The organism is Micromonospora sp. SYSU B005, from assembly GCF_055362685.1.
Genome location: NZ_JAXCFU010000004.1, coordinates 289,622 through 312,030, shown reverse-complemented (window position 1 = coordinate 312,030; position 22,409 = coordinate 289,622). Strand labels below are relative to the sequence as shown.

The 22,409-nt window shown below is 74.7% G+C and carries 17 protein-coding genes and 1 riboswitch; of the genes, 7 read left to right on the top strand and 10 right to left on the bottom strand.

The genetic code is table 11. From position 1 onward, the window contains the following. Positions 1 to 93: 93 nt before the first annotated feature. Positions 94 to 417, bottom strand: a complete 324-nt coding sequence (locus SM452_RS13015; RefSeq protein WP_262013659.1) for a hypothetical protein — start codon at positions 415 to 417, stop codon at positions 94 to 96. Between the two features lie 261 nt (positions 418 to 678). On the opposite strand from SM452_RS13015, the gene SM452_RS13010 reads away from it, so the two are divergent. The 3 genes from SM452_RS13010 to SM452_RS13000 are packed head-to-tail and all read left to right on the top strand — an operon-like array spanning position 679 to position 6,584. After that, the gene (locus tag SM452_RS13010) at positions 679 to 5,400 is read left to right on the top strand and encodes an Lhr family helicase (RefSeq protein ID WP_463839987.1); all 4,722 of its coding nucleotides are present in this window, start codon (positions 679 to 681) and stop codon (positions 5,398 to 5,400) included. A 30-nt stretch (positions 5,401 to 5,430) separates the two neighbouring features. Beyond that, on the top strand, positions 5,431 to 5,769 hold the full coding sequence (locus SM452_RS13005) for a hypothetical protein (RefSeq protein ID WP_402811579.1): 339 nt from the start codon (positions 5,431 to 5,433) through the stop codon (positions 5,767 to 5,769). Further along, positions 5,766 to 6,584, top strand: a complete 819-nt coding sequence (locus tag SM452_RS13000) for an SAM hydrolase/SAM-dependent halogenase family protein (protein ID WP_463839986.1) — start codon at positions 5,766 to 5,768, stop codon at positions 6,582 to 6,584. Before SM452_RS13005 ends, SM452_RS13000 begins: the two co-directional genes overlap by 4 nt. A 71-nt stretch (positions 6,585 to 6,655) precedes the next feature. Here the strand turns inward: SM452_RS13000 and SM452_RS12995 are convergent, their stop codons facing one another. Next, the gene (locus SM452_RS12995; RefSeq protein ID WP_463839985.1) at positions 6,656 to 7,906 is read right to left on the bottom strand and encodes a hypothetical protein; all 1,251 of its coding nucleotides are present in this window, start codon (positions 7,904 to 7,906) and stop codon (positions 6,656 to 6,658) included. A gap of 108 nt (positions 7,907 to 8,014) precedes the next feature. Between SM452_RS12995 and SM452_RS12990 the strand changes: the two genes are divergently transcribed. Then, positions 8,015 to 8,836 carry a DNA-formamidopyrimidine glycosylase family protein gene (locus SM452_RS12990; RefSeq protein WP_357209296.1) on the top strand — a complete coding sequence of 274 codons (822 nt, stop codon included), beginning with the start codon at positions 8,015 to 8,017 and terminating at the stop codon, positions 8,834 to 8,836. A gap of 130 nt (positions 8,837 to 8,966) precedes the next feature. Next, positions 8,967 to 12,614 (top strand): fibronectin type III domain-containing protein, encoded by a 3,648-nt coding sequence (locus tag SM452_RS12985; protein WP_463839984.1) that lies wholly within the window; start codon positions 8,967 to 8,969, stop codon positions 12,612 to 12,614. Between the two features lie 130 nt (positions 12,615 to 12,744). Here SM452_RS12985 and pspM read toward each other — a convergent pair whose 3' ends face one another. From pspM to SM452_RS12950, 7 genes are all read right to left on the bottom strand, one after another. After that, positions 12,745 to 13,506 carry a phage shock envelope stress response protein PspM gene (gene pspM / locus SM452_RS12980; RefSeq protein WP_194799817.1) on the bottom strand — a complete coding sequence of 254 codons (762 nt, stop codon included), beginning with the start codon at positions 13,504 to 13,506 and terminating at the stop codon, positions 12,745 to 12,747. Positions 13,507 to 13,522: 16 nt separating this feature from the next. After that, positions 13,523 to 14,374 carry a PspA/IM30 family protein gene (locus SM452_RS12975; RefSeq protein ID WP_091419792.1) on the bottom strand — a complete coding sequence of 284 codons (852 nt, stop codon included), beginning with the start codon at positions 14,372 to 14,374 and terminating at the stop codon, positions 13,523 to 13,525. Between the two features lie 126 nt (positions 14,375 to 14,500). Further along, a complete protein-coding gene (locus SM452_RS12970) occupies positions 14,501 to 14,941 on the bottom strand; it encodes a helix-turn-helix domain-containing protein (protein ID WP_262013605.1) in 441 nt (146 codons plus the stop codon). 210 nt (positions 14,942 to 15,151) lie between these two features. Continuing rightward, positions 15,152 to 15,703 (bottom strand): CinA family protein, encoded by a 552-nt coding sequence (locus tag SM452_RS12965; RefSeq protein WP_262013606.1) that lies wholly within the window; start codon positions 15,701 to 15,703, stop codon positions 15,152 to 15,154. A 113-nt stretch (positions 15,704 to 15,816) separates the two neighbouring features. Beyond that, positions 15,817 to 16,398 carry a CDP-diacylglycerol--glycerol-3-phosphate 3-phosphatidyltransferase gene (gene pgsA, locus SM452_RS12960; RefSeq protein WP_194799814.1) on the bottom strand — a complete coding sequence of 194 codons (582 nt, stop codon included), beginning with the start codon at positions 16,396 to 16,398 and terminating at the stop codon, positions 15,817 to 15,819. A gap of 47 nt (positions 16,399 to 16,445) precedes the next feature. Next, complete coding sequence (rimO, locus tag SM452_RS12955) at positions 16,446 to 17,948, bottom strand: 30S ribosomal protein S12 methylthiotransferase RimO (protein WP_262013607.1); 1,503 nt, start codon at positions 17,946 to 17,948, stop codon at positions 16,446 to 16,448. A gap of 50 nt (positions 17,949 to 17,998) precedes the next feature. Further along, positions 17,999 to 18,922, bottom strand: coding sequence for an ornithine cyclodeaminase family protein (locus tag SM452_RS12950; RefSeq protein WP_463839983.1), 924 nt, complete (start codon positions 18,920 to 18,922; stop codon positions 17,999 to 18,001). 96 nt (positions 18,923 to 19,018) lie between these two features. After that, positions 19,019 to 19,084, top strand: a riboswitch (guanidine-III (ykkC-III) riboswitch). Positions 19,085 to 19,143: 59 nt separating this feature from the next. Here SM452_RS12950 and SM452_RS12945 point away from each other — a divergent pair. Next, positions 19,144 to 19,458 (top strand): DMT family transporter, encoded by a 315-nt coding sequence (locus SM452_RS12945; RefSeq protein WP_355506994.1) that lies wholly within the window; start codon positions 19,144 to 19,146, stop codon positions 19,456 to 19,458. An 89-nt stretch (positions 19,459 to 19,547) separates the two neighbouring features. Continuing rightward, positions 19,548 to 19,790 carry a hypothetical protein gene (locus SM452_RS12940; protein ID WP_355506992.1) on the top strand — a complete coding sequence of 81 codons (243 nt, stop codon included), beginning with the start codon at positions 19,548 to 19,550 and terminating at the stop codon, positions 19,788 to 19,790. A 63-nt stretch (positions 19,791 to 19,853) separates the two neighbouring features. Here the strand turns inward: SM452_RS12940 and SM452_RS12935 are convergent, their stop codons facing one another. Beyond that, a complete protein-coding gene (locus SM452_RS12935) occupies positions 19,854 to 22,310 on the bottom strand; it encodes an FtsK/SpoIIIE family DNA translocase (protein ID WP_262013609.1) in 2,457 nt (818 codons plus the stop codon). Positions 22,311 to 22,409 lie beyond the last annotated feature (99 nt).

Sequence of the window (22,409 nt, the reverse complement as noted above, 5' to 3'; positions counted from 1 at the left end):
GTTCGTGTCCGGGATCACGCGGCGGAACCCGCCGCGAACTCCTTGATCACCGGAGTGGTTGGGGGCGAGGAGGGGACGGGTGGGAGAGGGCGGTCAGGGGGTGGGGCCGGGGGTGGCCAGCTGGTGGGCGGCGCGGTCTACCGCGCGCTGGGCGGCGGCCAGGGAGCGCAGCGGCAGCCGGGCGTCCCGGCTCTCCCGGCGCTGGACGAAGTAGTGCACGGCGGCCCGGACCCGGGCACGGTCGGCGGCGCTGGACCGGGCGGTCGCCAGGATCATCTCGCGCAGCCGCGCGGCGAGTTCCTCGGCCAGCTCCAGATCAGGACCGTGCAGCCCGGCGCGGAGCGCCGCCAGTCGACTGTCGACCTTGCGGATGAGCACGTCGGTTCCGGACCCCCGGCCTCGTTCCTCGACGGTCATCCACGCCTCCACCCCACGCCGCATCGCGAGTGAAGTTACTTTATGTTGCAGCCCACAAGCAAGCAGTTAAGTAAGACTTAACGGAATAATCGCCCATTCCATTCTTCGACTGCCGCGCGCGGGACGGAACGGTCCGGCGGCGGGCCGGTTGTCACACCCGCGCGGCAGGATGGGTGCGTGGCGGACGAGGTGGCCCGGTCAGGCGGGTCGGGCAGGTCAGACGGGTCGGGCAGGTCAGACGGGTCAGGCAGGTCGGGCGGGGTGCTGGCGGAGTTCGGCGCGGCGACCCGGGAGTGGTTCACCGCGGCGTTCGCCGCGCCCACCCCGGCCCAGGAGGGCGCCTGGCGCTCGGTCGCCGCCGCCCGCAACGCGCTCGTCGTCGCGCCGACCGGCTCCGGCAAGACGCTCGCGGCGTTCCTCTGGTCGCTCGACCGGCTCGCCAAGGAGCCACCGCCGGCCGATCCCCGGCGCCGCTGCCGGGTGCTCTACGTGAGCCCGCTCAAGGCGCTCGCCGTCGACGTGGAACGCAACCTGCGCGCCCCGCTCACCGGCATCCGCCAGGCCGCCTCCCGGCTCGGCCTGGTCCCGCCGGACGTCACCGTCGGGATGCGGACCGGCGACACCCCGGCCGACGAGCGCCGGGCCTTCGCCCGCACCCCGCCGGACATCCTCATCACCACACCCGAGTCGCTGTTCCTGCTGCTCACCTCCGCCGCCCGCGACTCGCTGCGCGGCGTCGACACGGTCATCGTGGACGAGGTGCACGCGGTCGCCGGCACCAAGCGCGGCGCGCACCTGGCGCTGTCCCTGGAACGCCTCGACGCGCTGCTGGAGCGACCGGCGCAACGGATCGGGCTGTCCGCCACCGTCCGGCCGATCGACGTGTGCGCCCGCTTCCTCGGCGGCGCGCGCCCGGTCGACGTGGTGCAGCCGCCGTCGAACAAGACCATCGAGGTCAGCGTCCAGGTCCCGGTGGAGGACATGACGCGCCTCGACGAGCAGGAGCCACCCGAGGACGATCTCGGCGGCCTCGCGCCCCGCCGCCCCTCCATCTGGCCGGCGGTCGAGGAACGCGTGTTCGCGCTGATCCGCGCGCACCGGTCCACGATCGTGTTCACCAACTCCCGGCGTAGCGCCGAACGCCTCTGCGCCCGCCTCAACGAGCTGGCCGCCGAGGAGATCGAGGCGGCGTCCGGCCCGGAGGGCGGTCGCCTGGCCCGGGGCGGGGAGCCGGTGCGCGTATCCGATCTGCTGCCCGGCGTCGACGGCCCGCCGGCCGGCGACGAGGCCGGGCTCGACGACGCCGACGGGCTCGGCCCGGTCTCCGGCGGCGGGCCGGCCGACGGGAGCCGGGCCCGGCGCGGGGCGGAGGCGTTCGGCGGGCCGGTGGGGCCGGTGCGCGCGCCGCGGCAGCCGGCGGAGGTGATGGCGCAGTCCGGCGCGGCGGCCGGGGCGCCGGCGGTGATCGCGCGGGCGCACCACGGCAGCGTGTCCCGGGAGGAGCGCAAGCAGATCGAGGAGGCGCTCAAGTCCGGCCGGCTGCCCGCCGTGGTCGCCACGTCCAGCTTGGAGCTGGGCATCGACATGGGCGCCGTCGACCTGGTGGTGCAGATCGAGGCGCCGCCGAGCGTGGCGGCCGGGCTGCAACGGGTCGGGCGGGCCGGGCACCAGGTCGGTGCGGTCTCGCGCGGCGTCGTCTTCCCCAAGCACCGGGGCGACCTGCTCTCCTGCACGGTGGTGGCCGAGCGGATGGGCGCCGGTGCGATCGAGGAGCTGCACTACCCGCGCAACCCGCTCGACGTGCTGGCCCAGCAGATCGTCGCGATGGTGGCGCTGGAGCCGTGGCGGCTCGGCGACCTCGCGGTGCTGGTCCGGCGGGCGGCTCCGTTCGCGGAGCTGCCCGACTCGGCGCTGCACGCGGTGCTCGACATGCTCTCCGGGCGCTACCCGTCCACCGCGTTCGCCGAGCTGCGGCCGCGCCTGGTCTGGGACCGCGCCACCGACGTGCTGACCGGCCGGCCCGGCGCGCAGCGGCTCGCCGTGACCAGCGGCGGCACCATCCCCGACCGGGGCCTGTTCGGCGTGTTCCTGGCCGGCGCCGAGCGGGCCGCGCGGGTCGGTGAGCTGGACGAGGAGATGGTCTACGAGTCCCGGGTCGGTGACGTGTTCCTGCTCGGCTCGTCGTCCTGGCGGATCGAGGAGATCACCCCCGACCGGGTGCTCGTCTCCCCCGCGCCCGGCCAGGCGGCCCGGATGCCGTTCTGGAAGGGCGACCAGCTCGGCCGCCCGGTGGAGCTGGGGCGGGCGATCGGCGCCCGGGTCCGGGCACTGCTGCGGCAGTCCGACGCCGACGCGGTCGCGGCGCTGCGGGCCGGCGGGCTGGACGACTGGGCCGCCGGCAACCTGATGAACTACCTGCGCGAGCAGAAGGCCGCCACCCGGTCGCTGCCGGACGACCGGACGGTGGTGGTCGAACGGTTCCGCGACGAGCTGGGCGACTGGCGGCTCGCCGTGCACTCGGTGCTCGGCGCGCGGGTCAACGGGCCGTGGGCGCTGGCGATCGGCCGCCGGCTGGCCGAGCGGTACGGCGTGGACGCCCAGGTCATGCCCTCCGACGACGGCATCGTGGTGCGCCTGCCCGACACCGCCGAGACGCCACCCGGTGCCGACGTGGCCGTCTTCGAGCCGGACGAGATCGCCCAGCTCGTCGAGGAGTCGGTGGGCACGTCGGCGCTGTTCGCGTCCCGGTTCCGCGAGTGCGCGGCCCGGTCGCTGCTGCTGCCCCGCCGTGACCCCCGGCGGCGGCAGCCCCTGTGGCAGCAACGCCAGCGCGCCGCGCAACTGCTCGACGTGGCCCGCGAGTACGCCGACTTCCCGGTCACGCTGGAAGCGGCCCGCGAGTGCCTCCAGGACGTCTTCGACCAGCCCGCCCTCGGCGAGCTGATGCGCGACCTGGCCGCCCGCAAGGTACGCCTGGTCGAGGTGGAGTCCGAACGGCCGTCGCCGTTCGCCAGGTCGCTGCTGTTCGGTTACGTCGGCGCGTTCCTCTACGAGGGCGACGCCCCGCTGGCCGAGCGGCGGGCCGCCGCGCTGGCGCTCGACTCCGGGCTGCTCGGCGAGCTGCTGGGCCGGGTCGACCTGCGGGAGCTGCTCGACCCGGAGGTGCTCGCCGAGACCGCCCGTCAGCTGCGCTGGCTCACCGAGCAGCGACGCCCCCGCGACCCGGAGGACGTGGTCGAGCTGCTGCGCGTGGTCGGTGACCTGAGCAGCGCCGAGCTGGCCGAGCGGGGAGTGCCGGAGTCCTGGGCCGACGAGCTGGCCGCGGCCCGGCGGGTGCTGCGGGTCCGCATCGCCGGCGAGGACCGCTGGGTCGTCGTCGAGGACGCCGCCCGGCTGCGTGACGCGCTCGGGGTGGCGCTGCCCGTCGGGGTGGCGGAGGCGTACCTCGCGCCGGTGGCCGATCCGCTCGCCGACCTCGTCGCCCGGTACGCCCGTACGCACGGCCCGTTCGCGGCGGCCACCTGCGCGGCCCGGTTCGGGCTCGGCGTGTTCGTGGTGGAGCAGGCGCTGCGGCGCCTCGCCTCGGGCGGCCGGGTGGTCTCCGGTGAGTTCGCCCCGGACACGGTGGGCACCCAGTGGTGTGACGCGGAGGTGCTGCGCATGCTGCGCCGCCGTTCGCTGGCCGCCCTGCGCCGGGAGATCGAGCCGGTGCCGCCGCGCGCACTCGCCGCGTTCCTGCCCCGCTGGCAGCAGGTCGGCTCGTCGGCCCGGGGCGTCGAGGCGGTCGCCGCCGCCGTCGAGCAGTTGCAGGGCGTGAGTGTGCCGGCGTCCGCGCTGGAACGTCTGGTGCTGCCCGCCCGGGTCGCCGACTACTCCCCCGCCCAGCTCGACGAGCTTTGCGCCAGTGGTGAGGTGGTGTGGGCCGGTGCGGGTGCGATCTCCGGTGGCGACGGGTGGGTGACGCTCGCGTACGCCGACGTGGCGCCGCTGCTGCTCCCGCCGCCGGACGAGGCGCTGACGCTGACCCCGCTGCACGAGTCGGTGCTCGACGCGCTCGCCGACGGGCAGGCGCTGTTCTTCCGCTCGCTGTCCGACCGGGTCGGCGCCACCGACGACGCCGCCCTGTCCGGCGCGGTGTGGGACCTGGTGTGGGCCGGCCACCTCACGAACGACACGCTAGCGCCGCTGCGGGCGGCGCTCGGCGCGGGTGGGGCGCACCGGTCCCGGCCGTCGGCGCCACGCACCCGTTACCGCCGTCCGGGCCGGGTGGCGCTGCCCAGCCGTGGCGGTCCGCCCACGATGGCCGGTCGCTGGTCCCGGCTGCCCGAACGCGACAGCGACCCCACCCGCCGGGCCGCCGCCCTCGCCGATCTGCTGCTGGAACGGCACGGCGTGGTGACCCGGGGCGCGGTCGTGGCCGAGCAGGTCACCGGCGGCTTCGCCGGGGTCTACCCGGTGCTGTCCGCGATGGAGGAACGCGGGGCGGCCCGGCGCGGCTACTTCGTCGAAGGGCTCGGCGCGGCGCAGTTCGCGGTGCCGGGTGCGGTGGACCGCATCCGGGCGCTCGCCGACGACAGCCAGGGCCGGGGCGGCCCGACGGTAGTGCTCGCCGCCACCGACCCGGCGAATCCGTACGGCGCGGCGCTGCCCTGGCCGGAACGCGTTGTCGACTCCGGCGACGGCGCGGCACCGGCCACCGGCCACCGGGCCGGGCGCAAGGCGGGCGCGCTTGTCGTGCTCGTCGGCGGTGACCTGGTGCTCTACGTGGAGCGGGGCGGCCGGACGATCCTGTCGTTCACCGACGACACCGACACGCTCGGCGTGGCCGGCAAGGCGCTCGCCGACGCGGTGCACTCCGGTGCGCTCGGCGCGATCTCGGTGGAACGCGCCGACGGCGAGGCCGTGCACGCGTCCCCGCTGCGCGACGCGCTGACCGCTGCCGGTTTCCGCGCCACCCCGCGCGGCCTGCGCCTGCGCGGCTGACCGCCCGGCCGCCCCGGTTAGGGTGTGTCGGTGGCCTCGATCCGGGTACGCCAGGCGCGCGACGGGGACCGCGCGGCGCTGACGGCGTTGCACGAGCGGGAGTGGGGCGGGCCGATCGTGGTGGTCCACGACACCCGCTACGACCTGCGTGACCTGCCCGCGTTGGTGGCTGTCGACGACGGCGGCGGGTTCGCCGGCGCGCTGCGCTTCTACCAGCGCCGGGGACTGCGCATCGTGGCGGTGGACGCGGGTGCCGTGGACCGGGCTCGCGCGGTCAAGCCGACGATTCCCCAGGTCGGCGCGGACGGGATCCCGCTGCACGACGAGCTGCGCCTGGCGCGGCACCTGACCGGGGCGGGCAACAAGTGAACGGCACCCCGCTGTGTGTCTCGCTGACCACCGACTACGGGCTGTCCGACGGGTTCGTGGCGGCGTGCCACGGCGTCCTGGCCCGGCTCGCCCCGGCCGTCCGGGTGATCGACGTGACGCACCTGATCCCGGCGGCCGACGTACGCCGGGGCGCGGCGGTGCTCGCGCAGACGGTGCCGTACCTGCCGTGGGGCGTGCACGTCGCGGTGGTCGACCCGGGCGTCGGCACGACGCGGCGCGGGATCGCGCTCGCCGCGCCCGGCGGGCTGCTGGTCGGGCCGGACAACGGGCTGCTGATCCCGGCTGCGGAGGCGCTCGGCGGGGTGACCGAAGCGGTGGAGCTGACCAACCCCGACTGGCTCGGCCCGGTCGTCTCCCGCACGTTCCATGGGCGGGACGTGTTCGCGCCGGTCGCCGCCCGGCTGGCGCTCGGCGCGCCGCCGGCCGAGGCCGGACCGGCAGTGGACCCGGGCACGCTGGTCCGGCTGCCGGAACCGGTGGTACGCGCCGAGCCCGGCGGCTTCAGCGCCGAGGTGCTGACCGTCGACCACTTCGGCAACGTCCAGCTCGCCGCGCCGGGCACGCTGCTCGACGGTCTGCCGGCCCAGGTGCTGGTGAACGGCCACGAGGCGGTCCACGGCCGCACCTTCGGCGACGCGGAACCCGGCGCCCTGGTGGTCTACGTCGACTCGGCCGCCCAGGTCGCGATAGCGGTGAACACCGGCCGAGCCGCCGACACCCTCCGAGCCACCCCAGGCGCCCTGGTCACCATCACCCGTCTCCCCCGCGATCTTGCACTTGGCGCCCCGGCATAACGGGCGAATGCCGCAGGGGCAGGGCCGAAACTGCAAGATCGCGGAGGAGAGGCAGGGGCGGGCGGGCAGGGTCAGCAGCGGGGGACTGTGCCGCCGTAGATCGAGGACAGGTACGCGTGGCTGACGTAGTTGCCGCCCACCAGGCGGTACCACCTCGTCGTCGTGCGGTACGTGCCGGCGATCCGCTGCCCGGTCACGTAGCACTGCACCGGCACGTGGGCGTACGTGGCGGCCAGCCCCCGGCTCGCGTACGAGGTGCTCGCCCCGGCGCGCAGGTTCAGCGGCCCGGAGCCGACCACAGCCCGCGCCCCGCCACCGGTCCACAGCAGCGTCACGTCCACCCACGCGTTGTCGGTGAGCCGCAGCCCGTCCCAGAACGTGCCGTCGGCCAGGTCCAGCCCGGCCGGGTTGCGGACGGTACGGCCGAACTGGTCGCGCCCGCCGTTGTAGCCGTTCTGGTACGCCGCCTGCGCCTCCGGCAACCCGCGCGGCAGGTCCTTCCAGTTCTCCCGGACCGACGCCGGGTTCCACCAGTCGTCGCGGGTGTTCCACGGGCCGACGTCCCACACCGGGGCGTACTCGCAGCGGCTGCCGTTCGTCGTGCAGACCTTGACGGTGTAGTCGCCGGTGTCGCGCGGGGACAGGCCGCGCCGGGTGGGCAGCGCCGCGAAGTGGTCCCGGGTACCCACCGTGTGCCCGTTGGCGGTGATGCCGCCGACCAGGCCGATCCGGGTCGCGTACACCCGGTACTTGAGCGCGGCGGCCGGCTGGACCGCCGTGGTGGCGACCTTGTCGGCGGCCAGGGTCAGGCCGGTGACGGTGGCCTCCGACGCGCTGCCGCTGGTGGTCAGCACGACGCGCGCCTGCACCCGGCTGACCGGTGCGTCGAACACCGCCTCGGTGGCGTCGCGCCACTCGGTCCAGCCTCGGCCACGCCAGCCGCGTACCTGGGCCACCGCCGTACCCCCGTCGCCGGTGCGGGCGGCGAACTGTGCGCGTACCCGGGTCGCGGGCCGGTCCAGGGTGCGCGGCGCGGAGAGCAGGATGCCCTCGGCGACCGGTCCGCCGACGGCGGCCGGTCGGGTGCTGGCGGTGGGCCGGGGGTCGGCCAGGCGCAGGCGGCCGGACCGCCAGGCGACGTTGACGTCGTCGCCGCCGGCGACGGCGAGGTCGACGGACCAGCGTTCGGGGCCGGGCGCGGTGGCGCGGGACGGTACGGCGGCAGGCGGGAGCGCGGCCGACGTGGGCGTGCCGGGCAGTCCGGCGGCCACGGTGAGCAGGGCGGTCAGGGCGACGACGGTACGACGTCGTGAATGTGCCATGGGCATCTCCTCAGAACCCCCTGATCGTGGCGTTTCCGCAGATCAAGTGGAACCTCAGTACAAATAGCGACACATGCGAATTCTGCTCGGCCGGGGGACAATGGCCGGGTGCCCGAAGGCGACACCGTCTGGAACACCGCGCGCGTCCTGCAACGCGCGCTCGCCGGGGCCCGGCTCACCGGGTCCGACTTCCGCGTGCCACAGCTCGCCACCACGGACCTGACCGGCTGGACCGTGCGCGAGTCGGCCAGCCGGGGCAAGCACCTGCTGCTGCGCCTCACCGGCACCGACGCCGAGCCGTGGACGCTGCACTCGCACCTGCGGATGGACGGCGCCTGGCGGGCGTACGCGCCGGGTGAGCGCTGGAGCGCACGGCCGGCGCACCTGATCCGGGTGGTGCTGCGCTCCCCCGCCGCTGTCGCCGTCGGCTACCACCTGCACGAACTGGCGTTGGTGCCGACGGCCGAGGAGGATTCGCTCGTCGGCCACCTCGGCCCGGACCTGCTCGGGCCGGACTGGGACGCCGGCGAGGCGGTCCGCCGGCTCGCGGCCGACCCGGACCGGACCATCGGTGAGGCGCTGCTCGACCAGCGCAACCTGGCCGGGGTGGGCAACCTCTACAAGTGCGAGGTGCTGTTCCTGCGCGGCGTGTCGCCGTGGACGCCGGTCGGCGCGGTGCCGGACCTGCCAGGCACCGTCGCGCTGGCCCAGCGACTGCTCGCGGCCAACCGGGGCCGCTGGACGCAGAGCACCACCGGGGTGCTGCACCGGGGCGGCACCAGCTACGTGTACGGCCGCCGGGCCCAGCCGTGCCGCCGCTGCGGGACCGCCATCCGCAAGGAGGAACTGGGCGAACGGGTCACCTACTGGTGCCCGGCCTGCCAACCCGCCGTGGAACTTCCACGAAACGCCCAAGATCGGCCGAGATAGGGACGATTGGGTACTTCCGCCTCACCCCTGTGACGTCGCATGCTGCGGTGGACCGCTCACGGATCGTCAGCAGCGCGTACGCCCGCCACGCCGGGGTGTCGGCCGGCGCGCCCCGACCCCGGGGAGAGCCATGGTGCTGTTCCGCCGCAGCCGGCCCGGACGCCCGGACCGCGCCGCCGTCGTCGCCGTCGAGACCGCGCCGACCGGTGACCCGGCGCCGGCCGGTTCCGTCGCACCCGCCGTTCCGGCCGCCCGGGACGGCGACGACGAGCAAGGTCCGGCGCCTGCGAGCCTGGACCCGACCGCCGTCCCGCGCCTGTTCGGCCCGGTGCCGAACACCGCCGCCAGCCCGCTGCCCACGTTCGACCCGGACGGCCGCCCGGTACCCGGCACCGGCATCCGCAAGTTCGTCGACCCGCTGCCGCTACCAGGGCAGCCGGCCACCGCCGGGCTCGGCGCCCGCCTGCCCGTCGCCGTCCCGGACACCATCACCTGGCCGGGCTGCGACTACTACGAGATCGGCCTCCAGGAGTACGCGCAGCGCCTGCACCGCGACCTGCCCGCCACCCGGCTGCGCGGCTACCGGCAGCTCAACCTGGGCACCGACGCCTCCGGGCACAACACGGTCGGCCCGCCCGACCGCCCCTGGCACCTCGGCCCGATGATCATGGCCCGGCGGGGCCGTCCGGTGCGGATCAAGTTCATCAACCAGCTCCCCACCGGGCGAGCGGGCGAGCTGTTCCTGCCCGTCGACGAGACGGTCGACGGCGCCGGGGCCGGACCGCTCGACGGTCCCGCGCCGTACCCGCAGAACCGGGCCGTGCCGCACCTGTCCGGTGCGCAGACCGGGTGGATAAGCGCCGGCAACCCGTGGCAGTGGGTGACCCCGGCCGGCGAGATCACCCCGTACCCGACGGGTGCCTGTGTGACGCCGGTGCCCGACATGCCGCCGCCCGGCGCGGGCGCCACCACACTGTACTTCCCGAACGACCAGAGCGGCCGGCTCATGTGGCTGCACGACAACACGCTCGGCCTGTCCCGGCTCACCGTCTACTCCGGGCAGATCGCGCTCTACCTGCTCACCGACCCGGCCGAGGAACGGCTGGTCGACGACGGCGTGCTCCCCGCCGACCAGCTCCCGCTGGTGATCGAGGACAAGACGTTCGTACCCGACGACGCGCAGCTCGCCGCCCAGGACCCCACCTGGGACCGGGACCGCTGGGGCGCCAAGGGCAGCCTGTGGCACCCGCACGTCTACCAGCCGCGGCAGAACCCGTACCGGCTCACCGGCACCAACCCGACCGGACGCTGGGACTACGGGCCGTGGACCCACGACCCGGACGGCGGCGCCAGCCCCTGGGTCGCCCCGGTGCCGAACCCGCACCACGACCCCGACACCGACCCGGACGAGCCGCCGCTGGTACCGGGCGTGCCGCACCCCTCGGCCGTGCCCGAGGCGTACGGCGACACCCCGCTCGTGAACGGCGTGGCCTACCCGTACCTGGAGGTCGCGCCGCGGGCGTACCGGTTGCGGATCCTCAACGCCTGCGCGGACCGGGCGCTCAACCTCCAGCTCTACCGGGCCGCCTCCGACGCGCCGATGTGGGGCGAGGACGGCAGCCCGGCCGACCCGGACGCCGGTGAGGTGCCGATGGTCGAGGCGGTACGCGCATCGGGGCGGCCCGCGTACTGGCCGGCGGACGGACGCGACGGCGGCGTGCCCGACCCGGCCGCCGCCGGACCCGAGATGATCCAGATCGGCAACGAGGGCGGCCTGCTCCCCGCGCCTGTGGTGCTGACCAACCGGCCGGTGGACTACCGGTACGACAGGCAGGACCCGACGGTGCTCAACGTGGACGGGCACGCGCTGCTGCTCGCCCCCGGCGAACGGGCCGACGTGGTGGTGGACTTCTCCACGGTGCCGCCCGGCAGCACGCTCATCCTCTACAACGACTGCCCCGCGCCGCTGCCCCGGTTCGACATCCGCTACGACCACCACACCGGCGCGCCCGACCGGACCGCCTCCGGTGGCCTGCCGCCCACCCGCCCCGGGTACGGCCCGAACACCCGCACCCTGCTCCAGATCCGGGTCACCGGCACCCCCGCGCAGCCGTACGACACCCGGCGGCTCGCCGAGCGGCTGCCCGGGGCGTACGCCCGCAGCCAGCCGCCGCCGATCGTGCCGCAACCCGCTTACGACACCGCGATCGGCACCTCCACCCCGCGCCCGACGCTGGTTCCCGCGCGGGCCACCTCGGTCACGTTCACGCCGGCGGGCGCGACCGCCCCGGTCACGTTGCCGCTGGCGGTGAAGTCGGTCGGGCAGGTGTTCGAGGCCCGGCACGGCCGCGCGGTGGGACGGCTCGGCGTCGGCCACCCGGTCGCCGGACCGCTCGCCCCGGCCACCCTTCCGCTGGGCCCGGCCGACCCGGCCACCGAGGTGCTGCACGCCACCGACCCGGCCGTGGCGGTCGGCGCTCCAGGCGACGGCACGCAGCTCTGGCGGATCGTCGGCGACGCCCCGCGCACCCATCCCGTCCACATCGAGGGCTGCGACGTACAGCTGGTCAACCGGGTCGGCTGGGACGGCACGGTCCGCCCGCCCGACCCGGGCGAACTGGGCTGGAAGGACACCGTCCGGGTCAACCCCCGGGAGGACGTCGTGGTGGCGCTGCGTCCCGTACCACCAGCCCTGCCGTTCAAGATCGGCGACAGCGTACGGCTGCTCGACCCCACCCGCCCGGCCGGTGTACGGCTGGACGCCGGCCCGGTCAGCCCGGTCGACGGCCGCCCCGCTGTCGTGGTCAACCAGCTGGTCAACCTCGGCTGGGAGTACCGCTGGCAGACCCGCTCGGCCGGACTGCGCGACCAGGGCATGAGCCGGCCGCTGGTGGTGCGCGTGGCACCCAAGGCGCCGACCGGGCTCACCGCCACCCCGGCGCCCGGCAGCGCCACCGCGCTCCCCGCCATCGCGCTGACCTGGACCGGCAACGGCAGCCGGCCCGTACCCACCAGCCACCGGCTGCAACGGGCCACCGACAGCACCTTCACCACCGGGCTGACCGAGATCACGGTGGCCGCCACCGCCACCCGGTACACCGACGCCACCGTCACGCCCGGCGTCACCTACCACTACCGGATCCGCGCCGAGAACGCGGTGAGCTGCTCGTCCTGGTCCAACGCGGTACCGGCGGCGGTGCACCTGTCCGCGCCGACCCGGGTGACAGCGGTGCTGCCGCCGACCGGGCCGCTGCGGGTGGCGCTGCGCTGGGCCAACCACTCCTTCGCGACAGGGGTGGACGTGCAGCGGGCCACGAACCCGACGTTCACCAGCGGCCCGGGCACCACGGCCATCGCCGTGGGCGAGTCCCACGTGGACCCGGCGGTCGCGCCGGACACCACGTACTACTACCGGGTACGCACGACGTACCTGGGTGCCGCCTCACCCTGGTCGACTGTGGCGACGGTGACCACACCGGCCCGGCCGGTCGCCCCGACCGCTGTGAGCGTCACCGCGAGCGTGTCCGGGCCGGACACGGCCAGCGTGACGGTGACCTGGTCGGCGCCGACGCCGGCCGGACCGGGCGCCGGGTTCGTCGTGCAGCGCGCCACCGACGCCGCCTTCACCCGCGAACCGGCGACGTTCCACGTGACCGGCCGAGGCTTCACCAACACCGGCCTCGCGCGAGGAATGACCTACCACTACCGGGTACGCGCGACAAACGTCGTCGGCACGTCCCCCTGGACCCCCTCCACACGCACCACGACCCCCACCTGACCCCGTCCACGCCCCGCCGCAGGGTTGATCATGAAGTTGGCGGCCGAAATGGAGAAACTGCCGTCAACCTCATGATCGACCGCGCCGGTCGGGCGCGCTGGTCGGGCGCGCCTGGGCGGGGAGGGAACTGTCAGGGGGCGCGGAGGGGGGTGCGGAGTTCGGCCAGGGCGGAGGCCACGCCGTGCAGCAGGTCGGTGGCCTCGGTCAGGCGCGCGGCGGACGGGTGCTCGGTGTTCGGGCGCGCGTCCTCGGCCACGTAACCGGCGGCGGCCACCACCAGCCGCTCGTACGCGGCCACCCCGTCCTCCAACTGGGCCACGAGCGTGGCGTGCACCTCGTTCAGCGTGCTCTGCGGGGTCAGCTTCGCCGCGCGTTCCACGCCCGCCACCCGGTTCGCCAGCTCACGCAGGGACCGGTCGGCCTCGGCCGCCTCCCGGACCGCCGGCTCGGCCAGCCCGGTCAGCCGTCCGGCCAGCCCGGCCAGGGTGAGCGCGGCCCGGTCCAGCCGGGCCCACGGCTCGGCCGCGGCGGTGCCGCGCAGCGCGAGGCGGGAGCGGACCCGGCGTACCTCGGCCACGACGCCCGGCCCGACTGGGAGCCGTTCGACGGCGGCGACCAGCCGGGCGCGGGAGCGGGCGGCGGCCTCGGCCGGGTCCAGGGCGGGTGGTGGCGGCACGGCGGCCAGCGCCCGGTGGTCGACCCAGCGCCAGGCGGCCACCGCGATCGCGCTGCCCGCGGCGCCGGCCCAGGCCGCGTCCGCCAGGCCCAGTCCGGCGTACGGAGTCAGCACCGCGGCGGCGCCGCCGAGCCCTCCCGCCAGTACGCTCCACCGCCGCGCCGAGTTGCGTAGCCGGCGCAGCCTGCGGAAGTGCCGGGCCCGTTCGTCCGCCATCGTGTCCGCCCCTCCGTCAGCCGGTAGTGGTCTCCCCGGTGCCACGCTCCCGGCTCATGCTGGCCCGGATCTCGTCGAGCCGGGCGGCGGCGGCCGGGTCGGCCGGCTGCCCCACGGCGGGGGTCTCGGACCGGCTGCCGAGCTGCTCACCGGCCATGCTCGACCGGATCTGCTCCAGTCTCGCCGATCCGGCCGAGTCGAGCGTGGCCTTCTGGATCTCCAGCATCCGGCCCTCGACCGAGTTGCCGGCCAGCTCGGCCCGGCCCATGGCGGTGGCGTAGCGGCGTTCGATCCGGTCGCGGACCTCGTCCAGCGAGGGGGTGTTGGCGGGCGCGGTGAGCGACGACATCGACTCCAGCGAGCGGGCCACGCTCTCCTGCATCTTGGCCTGCTCCAGCTGGCTGAGCAGCTTGGTGCGCTCGGCCAGCTTCTGCTGGAGGATCATCGAGTTGTTCTCGACCGCCTTGCGGGCCTGCGCGGCCGCGCCGAGCGCCTGGTCGTGCAGCGTCTTGAGGTCTTCCAGCGCCTGTTCGGCGGAGACCAGCTGGGTGGCCAGCATCTGGGCGGTCTGCTCGTAGCGCCCGGCCTCGGTCTCGTCACCCCGGCCCCGGGCCTGGTCGGCCACTGCGAGCGCCTGCCGCGCGTTGCCCTGGAGCTGTTCCACCTCGGTCATCTGCCGGGACAGCTTCATCTCCAGCTGACGCTGGTTGCCGATCACCGCGGCCGCCTGCTGCACCAGCGCCTGGTGCTGGCGCTGTGCCTCCTCGACGGCCTGCTGGATCTGCACCTTGGGATCGGCGTGCTCGTCGATCTTCGCGCCGAAGAGCGCCATCAGGTACTTCCAACCCTTGACGAACGGGTTAGCCATCTCCGCCTCGTCCCCTCAGTAGCGTCGCGCCTACATCGTCCCAGCCGGACGCCACTCCGGCACCCGTACGCTCCTGATCAACAGTACGACGCGAACGCCAGCCTGCCCACGACGTGACAGCCGGGGTCAGGCGGCGCAGACCACATCCCGCTCGGCGGGGCGTACGCGGGTGCTGCGCAGCGTGGCCTTGAGGGGCGAGTCCTGCCGGACCTGGACAGCGACAGCGCCGTCGGAGGTGACCTGCCGGACACTCCTGTTCGTCGCCTTGCGGACGGCGGCCGGCGTCACCGAGGCCGGCTCGTCGGCCACCGGAACCAGCACGCCGGGCATCTGCTCGGCCAGGGCGACGGTGTCGCTCACCTCGCGGAGCAGCTCGGACAGGCGGGCGCCGAGCGCGTCGCAGATCGCGGCCAGCAGTTCGCTGGAGGGTTCCTTCTGGCCGCGTTCGATCTCGGAGAGGTAGCCGAGGCTGACGTTGGCGGCGGAGGAGACCTCGCGGAGGGTGCGGTGCTGCCCTTGCCTGCGTGCTCGCAGCGCGTCACCGATCACCCGGCGTAGCAGGACCATCGCACCTCCCCCTGAACGGGACCACCATCTCCGGCCGGACCGCGTCGCGCCGGACGCGGTGGACCGCTCCGGCGCCGACGGCGACCGCCGGAGCCTTCCCGCAACCGTACCCGTTGGTCGCCACGACGACATCCCACCCCGCCTCTGAAAATCCGGGCGGATCGACAGGTCCGGCGATCCCGCCGCCGGGCGTGTCGGCGCCGCGCGGGCTCACCGGCGGCCGACCCCGGCCGCCTCGGCGGCGTCGGCGTCGGCGTCGGCGGGGAGCTCGATGCGGTCGGCCAGCAGCCGCAGCGCCTCGATCACCGCGGCCGAGCGGATGTGGTCGCGCCCGCCCTCGAGGTCGAGCCGGCGAACCTCGGTGCCGTCCGGTCCGGCGACCGCCACGTAGACCAGGCCGACCGGCTTGTCGTCCTGCGGCTCCGGACCGGCCACGCCGGTGGTGGCCAGGCCCCAGTCGGCGCCGCAGCGCTGCCGCCCGCCCTCGGCCAGCGCCGCCGCCACGTCCGGGTCGACCGGGCCGCGGTCGGCAAGCAGGTCCTCCGGTACGCCGGCGAGCGTCGCCTTGAGTTCGGTGGCGTAGACCACCATGCCGCCCCGGTAGATCGAGCTGACCCCGGCGATCTCCACGATCGCGGCGGCGAGCAGGCCGCCGGTCAGCGACTCGACGGTGGCCAGCGTCTCGCCGCACTCGTGCAGGCGGTGCACCACGGCGGCCGCCGGGCTGCCGGCGGGCCGCTGGTTACTCGCGTCGGTGTCCATGCCCGCCCCCATTTCCCGCCCCACGCCGGCTTACTCGTCCGCCGCCCGGACCGACGGACCCGGGCCCCGGACCGACGGACCGACCGCCCGGACCGACGGGCCCGCCGACCGGCTCAACGGGCCGGGCGGCGCAGCCGCAACGCCTGGGCGATGTAGTCGAACCCGGTGACCACGGTGACCACCACGGCCGCGCCCATGATCCACGGGCCGACCGCGGCGAGCGCCTCCGGCATCGGCCAGAGGTACCAGGTGATGGCCAGGATCTGCAGCGCCGTCTTGACCTTGCCGCCCCGGCTCGCCGCGATCACCCCGTGCCGGATCACCCAGAAGCGCAGCCCGGTGATGCCCAGCTCACGGGCCAGGATCACCACCGTCACCCACCAGGGCAGCAGGTCGTAGACGGAGAGCAGCAGCAGGGCGGCGCCGGTGAGCGCCTTGTCGGCGATCGGGTCGGCGACCTTGCCCAGCGAGGTGACCAGTTCGTACCGGCGGGCGATCCAGCCGTCGACCAGGTCGGTCGCGGAGGCCACCACGAAGATCAGGCAGGCCGTCATCCGCCAGCCCGCGTGGCTCATGCCGGAGGCGATCACGGTGGCCACGAAGACCGGCACCAGCATCAGTCGCGCGCCGGTGAGCACGTTCGCCGCGTTGAGCAGCGGTACGGGGGCAGCGGCCGTCGACTCCGCTCCCGTCATGTCCCGCATCGCCCCACGTGGCTTCCCCGCTCCATCAGGGCCCGCCGTCACCGTACCGCGCCGGGCGCCGCCGAGATCATCTCATCCGGTACGGCTACCAGGTCCACGCCCTCGGTCGCCGTCACCGTGGCCCGGACCAGGTCACCGGGGCGCAGCGCGGCCAGATCGACCCCGCCGCCGACCGGCGCGACGAGCGTGGTCGAGCCGTCGACCTCGGGTGCCTGGTGGGCGGCCCGCCCCTCCACCACGCCGTCGGCGATCGAGTCCACGAGCACCTCCACCGTCGCGCCGAGGCGCTCCTCGGCGCGCTGCGAGCAGAGTTCGTCGGCCAGCGCGCTGAGCTTGTCGTACCGCCGCTTGATCGTGGCGGCGGAGACCTTGCCGGTGAGCCCGGCGGCCTCGGTGCCGTCCTCGTCGCTGTAGTCGAACATGCCGATCGCGTCCAGCCGCGCCTCGGTCAGGAACCGGACCAGCTCGGCCACGTCCTGCTTCGTCTCGCCGGGGAAGCCGACGATGAAGTTGCTGCGCGCGCCCGCGTCCGGTGCCAGCGCGCGGGCCGAGGCGAGCAGTTCCAGGAACCGGTCGGTGGAGCCGAAGCGCCGCATCCGGCGCAGCACCGGCTCGCTGGAGTGCTGGAACGACAGGTCGAAGTACGCGGCCACGCCCGGTGTGGTGGCGATCACCTCGACCAGGCCGGGCCGGGTCTCGGCGGGCTGGAGGTAGCTGGCGCGGACCCGCACGATCCCGTCGATCGCGGCGAGCTGCGGCAGCAGCTTCTCCAGCGCGCGGGGGTCGCCCAGGTCCTTGCCGTACGAGGTGGAGTTCTCACTGACCAGCACCAGCTCCCGGACGCCGGTCTTGGCCAGCCACTCGGCCTCGGCGAGCAGCTCGTCCGGGGTACGCGAGACGAATGCGCCGCGGAAGGCCGGGATGGCGCAGAAGGCGCAGCGTCGGTCGCAGCCGCTGGCGAGCTTCAGCGACGCCACCGGGCCGGTGTCGAGCCGGTGCCGCAGCACCTGCCGCAGGTGGGCCGGGGTGTGCGCGTCGGTCTCCGGTGCGACCCGGGCCGGGGTGCCGTGCCCGGGTAGCGACACCGCCGCGTCGCGGCGTTTCACCGGGGTCAGCGGCAGCAGTTCCCGCCGGTCGCGGGGGGTGTGCGCGCCGATCGCCTCGCCGGCCAGCACCGAGTCGAGGCGGGCGGCGATGTCCGGGTAGTCGTCGAAGCTCAGCACCGCCTGCGCCTCGGGGAGGCTGTCGGCCAGCTCACGGCCGTACCGCTCGGCCATGCACCCGGCGGCGACGACCTTGGCGCCGGTGTCGGCGGCGGCCAGCAGCGTCTGGATCGAGTCCTGCTTGGCCTTCTCGACGAACCCGCAGGTGTTCACCACCACCACGTCGGCGCCTTCGCCGTCGGTGGTGACCTGCCATCCGTCGGCGTGCAGCCGGGCGGCCAGTTCCTCCGAGTCGACCTCGTTACGGGCGCAGCCGAGGGTCAGCAGGGCGACGCGGCGCCCGTCGGATCGCGGGGTGGAGGAGGAGGCAGACACCATCCGAGGGTACCGGGCCGGTTCCGGTGCGCCGCGCACCCGTCCGGCCAGGGTCAGCGCGCGGACACGGCCACCCGGGCCAGCCGATCGAGGAGGAACACCTCCGTGCCGGCCAGGCCGGTGGAGCAGAAGACCGAGATCTGGTCCGCGGTGGTCCGGCCGGGAACCGCGCCGGCCAGCACCGCGCCCAGGTCGCGCAGCCGCCCGGCGTACGGCTCGACGGCGGCGAGCATCGGCGGGACGTACGCGGCGGCCTGCCCGGGTGAGTCGGTGACCAGCAGGTCGGCGGCGTCGAGCAGGTCCGGGCCGAACTCGTGCCGGTCGACCTGCTTGAAGCCGACCGTGTTGACGTGGGTGCCGGGGGCCAGGTCGGCGGCGTCGAGCACCGGGACGGTGCTGGTGGTGGCGAGCACCACGATGGCGCGGTCGCGTACCGCGGCGGCGGCCGAGCCGACGGCGCGGGCCGGCACGCCCAGCTCGGCGCGGACCCGCGCGGCGAACGCGTCCCGCCGGGCCGCCGAGCGGCTGAACACCGTCACCTCGCGCAGCGGCCGGACCGCCGCCGCGGCCCAGACCTGGGTCCACGCCTGCCGCCCGGACCCCACCACGCCGAGGGTGGCGGCGTCCGCGCGGGCCAGGGCGTCCACCGCCACGCCACCGAGTCCTCCGGTACGCCGGGAGCCGAGTTCCTCGCCGACGGCGATGGCGCGTACCGCGCCGGTGGTCGCGTCGTGCAGCACGACGAGCTGACCGCTCTCCGGGTGGCCGAACGTGTCGTACGAGCGGAAGCCGTACCACTGCCCGGTGAGGTGCCCGGCGGTGAGCACCATCCGGCCCCCGCCCAGCGGCGCGGACGCCCGGGGCGGGGCGATGAGCCGCCCGGCGTGCGCGGCCAGCAGCGCGTCGCGCATGGCCGCGACGGTGAGCGGGGCGTCCACGGCGGCCGCGACGTCGTCGTCGGAGAAGAGCAGGGTCATGGCATCCATCCTGCAACTTGAAGTTGACGTCAACTCCACCCATGGTGGGCTTTCTCACCCCGCCGCCGGTCCGGCCCGCCCGGTGCTACCGTCGGCCACGACGGCCCCCGGGCCGTCCCGGACGAGTGGTGGGCGTACCCGGTCAGGCCAAGACGCCCCGCGTGACCCAACCGTCGCCCGGCCCGCTCCGCGCCGGGCCCGCCCGTCAGAGGTGATGTCCCATGGCCTGGATCGTGCTGGTGATCTCCGGACTCCTGGAGACCGCGTGGGCGATCGCGCTTGATCGCAGCGCCGGCTTCACCCGTCCGCTCCCCTCCGCCGTCTTCGCCGTCACCCTGGTGGCGAGCATGGGCGGCCTGGCGTACGCGCTGCGCGACATCCCGGTCGGCACCGGCTACGCGGTGTGGGTCGGCATCGGTGCTGTGGGTACCGCGTTGGTCGGGATGCTCGCGCTCGGCGAGCCGGTCAACCTGCCGCGCGTGGCGTGCCTGCTGCTGGTGGTGGCCGGTGTGATCGGACTGAAGTTGTTCGCCTGATCGATGCCGCATCCGGTCTGGACGGTGCGGCGCCCGGGGTACCGGATCTTCCGTTGACCGGTAGCGACATCACTCACGGAGGAACCCCCATGGCCGACATCCACGCCCCCGCCCGTCCGCGCACCAACGCCGCCCGGATCTGCACCATCGTCGGCTTCGTGTTCGCGGCCCTGGCGGTCTTCGTGTCCCCGCTCATCTTCGGTGTCCTCGGGGTGATCCTCGGGGTCGTCGGCGCCGTCCTCGGCGACAAGCCGCTGGGCTGGTACGCCGCCGCCGCCAGCGTGGTCGGCGCGGTGATCGGCATCGCGATCAACGCCGCGCTGCTCAGCTGACCCGGAACCGCCGACGGCGGCCACCACCCTCGGGTGGGGCCGCCGTCGTCCGTTGCGGGGCCGTCAGTCCTCGCCGCCGCGCAGGCCGGCCAGGACCTCCTCCAGCTCGTCCGGCTTGACCAGCACGTCGCGGGCCTTGGAGCCCTCCGACGGGCCGACCACGCCCCGGGTCTCCATCAGGTCCATCAGCCGGCCCGCCTTGGCGAAGCCGACCCGCAACTTACGCTGGAGCATCGAGGTCGACCCGAACTGCGAGGTGACCACCAGCTCGACCGCCTGCACGAGCAGGTCCAGGTCGTCGCCGATGTCCTCGTCGATCTTCTTCTTGCTGTCCTGCGCCGGGGCGAGCACGTCCGGGCGGAACTCCGGCTCGCGCTGGTCCTTGCAGAACTTCACCACGTCGGCGATCTCGCGCTCGGTGACCCAGGCGCCCTGGATGCGCTGCGGCTTCGACGCGCCCATCGGCAGGAACAGGCCGTCGCCGCGGCCGAGCAGCTTCTCCGCGCCCGGCTGGTCCAGGATGACCCGGGAGTCGGCGAGGGAGGAGGTGGCGAACGCGAGCCGGGACGGCACGTTCGCCTTGATCAGGCCGGTGACCACGTCGACCGAGGGCCGCTGGGTCGCGAGCACCAGGTGGATGCCGGCGGCCCGGGCGAGCTGAGTGATCCGGACGATGGAGTCCTCCACGTCGCGCGGCGCGACCATCATCAGGTCGGCCAGCTCGTCCACGATCACCAGCAGGTACGGGTACGGCCGCATCTCCCGCTCGCTGCCCGGCGGCGCCTTGATCTCGCCGTTGCGCACCTTGCGGTTGAAGTCGTCGATGTGCCGGACCCCGTTGGCGGCGAGGTCGTCGTAGCGCATGTCCATCTCGCGGACGACCCACTCCAGCGAGTCGGCCGCCTTCTTCGGGTTGGTCACGATGGGCGTGACCAGGTGCGGGATGCCCTCGTAGCCGGTCATCTCGACCCGCTTCGGGTCGATCAGCAGCAGCCGCACCTCGTCCGGCGTCGCACGGGTCAGGATCGACACCAGCAGCGAGTTGAGGCAGGACGACTTGCCCGCGCCGGTCGCGCCCGCGATCAGGATGTGCGGCATCTTCGCGAGGTTTGCGACCACGTAGCCGCCCTCGATGTCCTTGCCGAGCGCCACCACCATCGGGTGGTGGTCGCTCGTCGCCTCGCGCGAGCGCAGCACGTCGCCGAGCGACACGTTCTCCGGGTCGGTGTTCGGGATCTCCACACCGACCGCGCTCTTGCCCGGGATCGGGCTGAGGATGCGCACGTCCGGCGACTTCACCGCGTACGCGATGTTGCGGGACAGCTGGGTGATCCGCTCGACCTTGACGCCCGGGCCCAGCTCCACCTCGTACCGGGTGACTGTCGGGCCGCGGGTGAAGCCGGTGACGGCGGCGTCCACGTCGAACTGCTCGAAGACGCCGGTGAGCGCCGCGATCACCTCGTCGTTTGCCTTGCTGCGGCTCTTCGGCTTGGCGCCGCTGCCGAGCAGGTTCGCCGGCGGCAGCGTGTAGTCGCCGGCCAGCCCGGTCAGCGCGAGCTGCTCGGCGCGGGTGGGCAGCGGCGAGTGCTCCGGCGGCTCGACCGGCTTGCGGTTCGCCGGCACCTTGGGCGGCTTGCGCGGCAGCACCAGCGTCTCCTGGAGGTCGACGCCCGCCAGCTCGTCGTCCGGGTCCAAGGGCTCCAGCGGCGGCGGCATCCGCTTCGCGGGCCGCTTGCGGGCCGGCTTCGCCGGCGCCTCGTCCTCGGCGAACTCCTCGTCGGCGTCCGCCCCGGCCGGGTCGGCGCGCAGGCCGAGCCGCTCCGGGATCTTGTTGATCGGCGTCGCGGTGACCACGAGCAGGCCGAACACCAGCAGCAGGAGCAGCAGCGGCATGGCCACCCAGGCGGTCACCGCCGACTTCAGCAGGTCACCCACGCCGGCGCCGATCAGGCCACCCGCGAAGTCACGCTGGACCTCGTCGACCGGGTTCTGCCCGATGTGCAGCATCGCGGCGGTCGCCAGCATCATCGAGCCCCAGCCGACCAGGCCGCGACCGCGGTGCTCGGGATCGGCCGGGGTCCGCATCAGCCGCCACGCGCCGACCATGAACAGCACCGGAAGGATTATCGAGATGGCACCGATGAACAGCCGTACGGTGTCGGCCAGGTGCCGGCCCACCGGCCCGGCCCCGCCGCCCCAGATGCCCACCGCGCTGAGGATGGCCAGGCCGAACAGCAGCAGCCCGGCGCCGTCGCGGCGGTGCTCCGGATCCAGCTCCCGGGTGGACGCGGCCTGCCGCCCGGCGGCCCGGAACGTCCAGCCGACCGTGTGGGCCAGTCCCATCCAGACGGCGCCGACCGCCCGGCCGACGAACGCGGCCGGGCTCGGCCCGGGAGCCGGTCGCCGCCGCGCCGGCTTCCGCGCCGCCGCCTTCTTCGCCGGTTGCCGGGCGCGGTTGTTCGTGGTGCCACGCGGCGACGCGCCGCGCCGCCGGCTCGCCTGAGAGGTACGGCCCGCCATAGAGTCACGGTAACGGCGGCACCCGGTGGATCGCCGCTTTTCCGGGTCGTGTCCGCGCGTCGCAGCACGGGTCGGACCGTCGTTTGTGTTATTCGCCTC

What these genes read in the sequence shown, in the direction of transcription:
- SM452_RS13015 (WP_262013659.1), bottom strand. Translation starts at nt 417, where the DNA reads ATGACCGTCGAGGAACGAGGCCGGGGGTCCGGAACCGACGTGCTCATC.
- SM452_RS12995 (WP_463839985.1), bottom strand. Translation starts at nt 7,906, where the DNA reads ATGGCACATTCACGACGTCGTACCGTCGTCGCCCTGACCGCCCTGCTC.
- SM452_RS12985 (WP_463839984.1), top strand. Translation starts at nt 8,967, where the DNA reads ATGGTGCTGTTCCGCCGCAGCCGGCCCGGACGCCCGGACCGCGCCGCC.
- pspM (WP_194799817.1), bottom strand. Translation starts at nt 13,506, where the DNA reads ATGGCGGACGAACGGGCCCGGCACTTCCGCAGGCTGCGCCGGCTACGC.
- SM452_RS12975 (WP_091419792.1), bottom strand. Translation starts at nt 14,374, where the DNA reads ATGGCTAACCCGTTCGTCAAGGGTTGGAAGTACCTGATGGCGCTCTTC.
- SM452_RS12970 (WP_262013605.1), bottom strand. Translation starts at nt 14,941, where the DNA reads ATGGTCCTGCTACGCCGGGTGATCGGTGACGCGCTGCGAGCACGCAGG.
- SM452_RS12965 (WP_262013606.1), bottom strand. Translation starts at nt 15,703, where the DNA reads ATGGACACCGACGCGAGTAACCAGCGGCCCGCCGGCAGCCCGGCGGCC.
- pgsA (WP_194799814.1), bottom strand. Translation starts at nt 16,398, where the DNA reads ATGACGGGAGCGGAGTCGACGGCCGCTGCCCCCGTACCGCTGCTCAAC.
- rimO (WP_262013607.1), bottom strand. Translation starts at nt 17,948, where the DNA reads ATGGTGTCTGCCTCCTCCTCCACCCCGCGATCCGACGGGCGCCGCGTC.
- SM452_RS12950 (WP_463839983.1), bottom strand. Translation starts at nt 18,922, where the DNA reads ATGACCCTGCTCTTCTCCGACGACGACGTCGCGGCCGCCGTGGACGCC.
- SM452_RS12945 (WP_355506994.1), top strand. Translation starts at nt 19,144, where the DNA reads ATGGCCTGGATCGTGCTGGTGATCTCCGGACTCCTGGAGACCGCGTGG.
- SM452_RS12940 (WP_355506992.1), top strand. Translation starts at nt 19,548, where the DNA reads ATGGCCGACATCCACGCCCCCGCCCGTCCGCGCACCAACGCCGCCCGG.
- SM452_RS12935 (WP_262013609.1), bottom strand. Translation starts at nt 22,310, where the DNA reads ATGGCGGGCCGTACCTCTCAGGCGAGCCGGCGGCGCGGCGCGTCGCCG.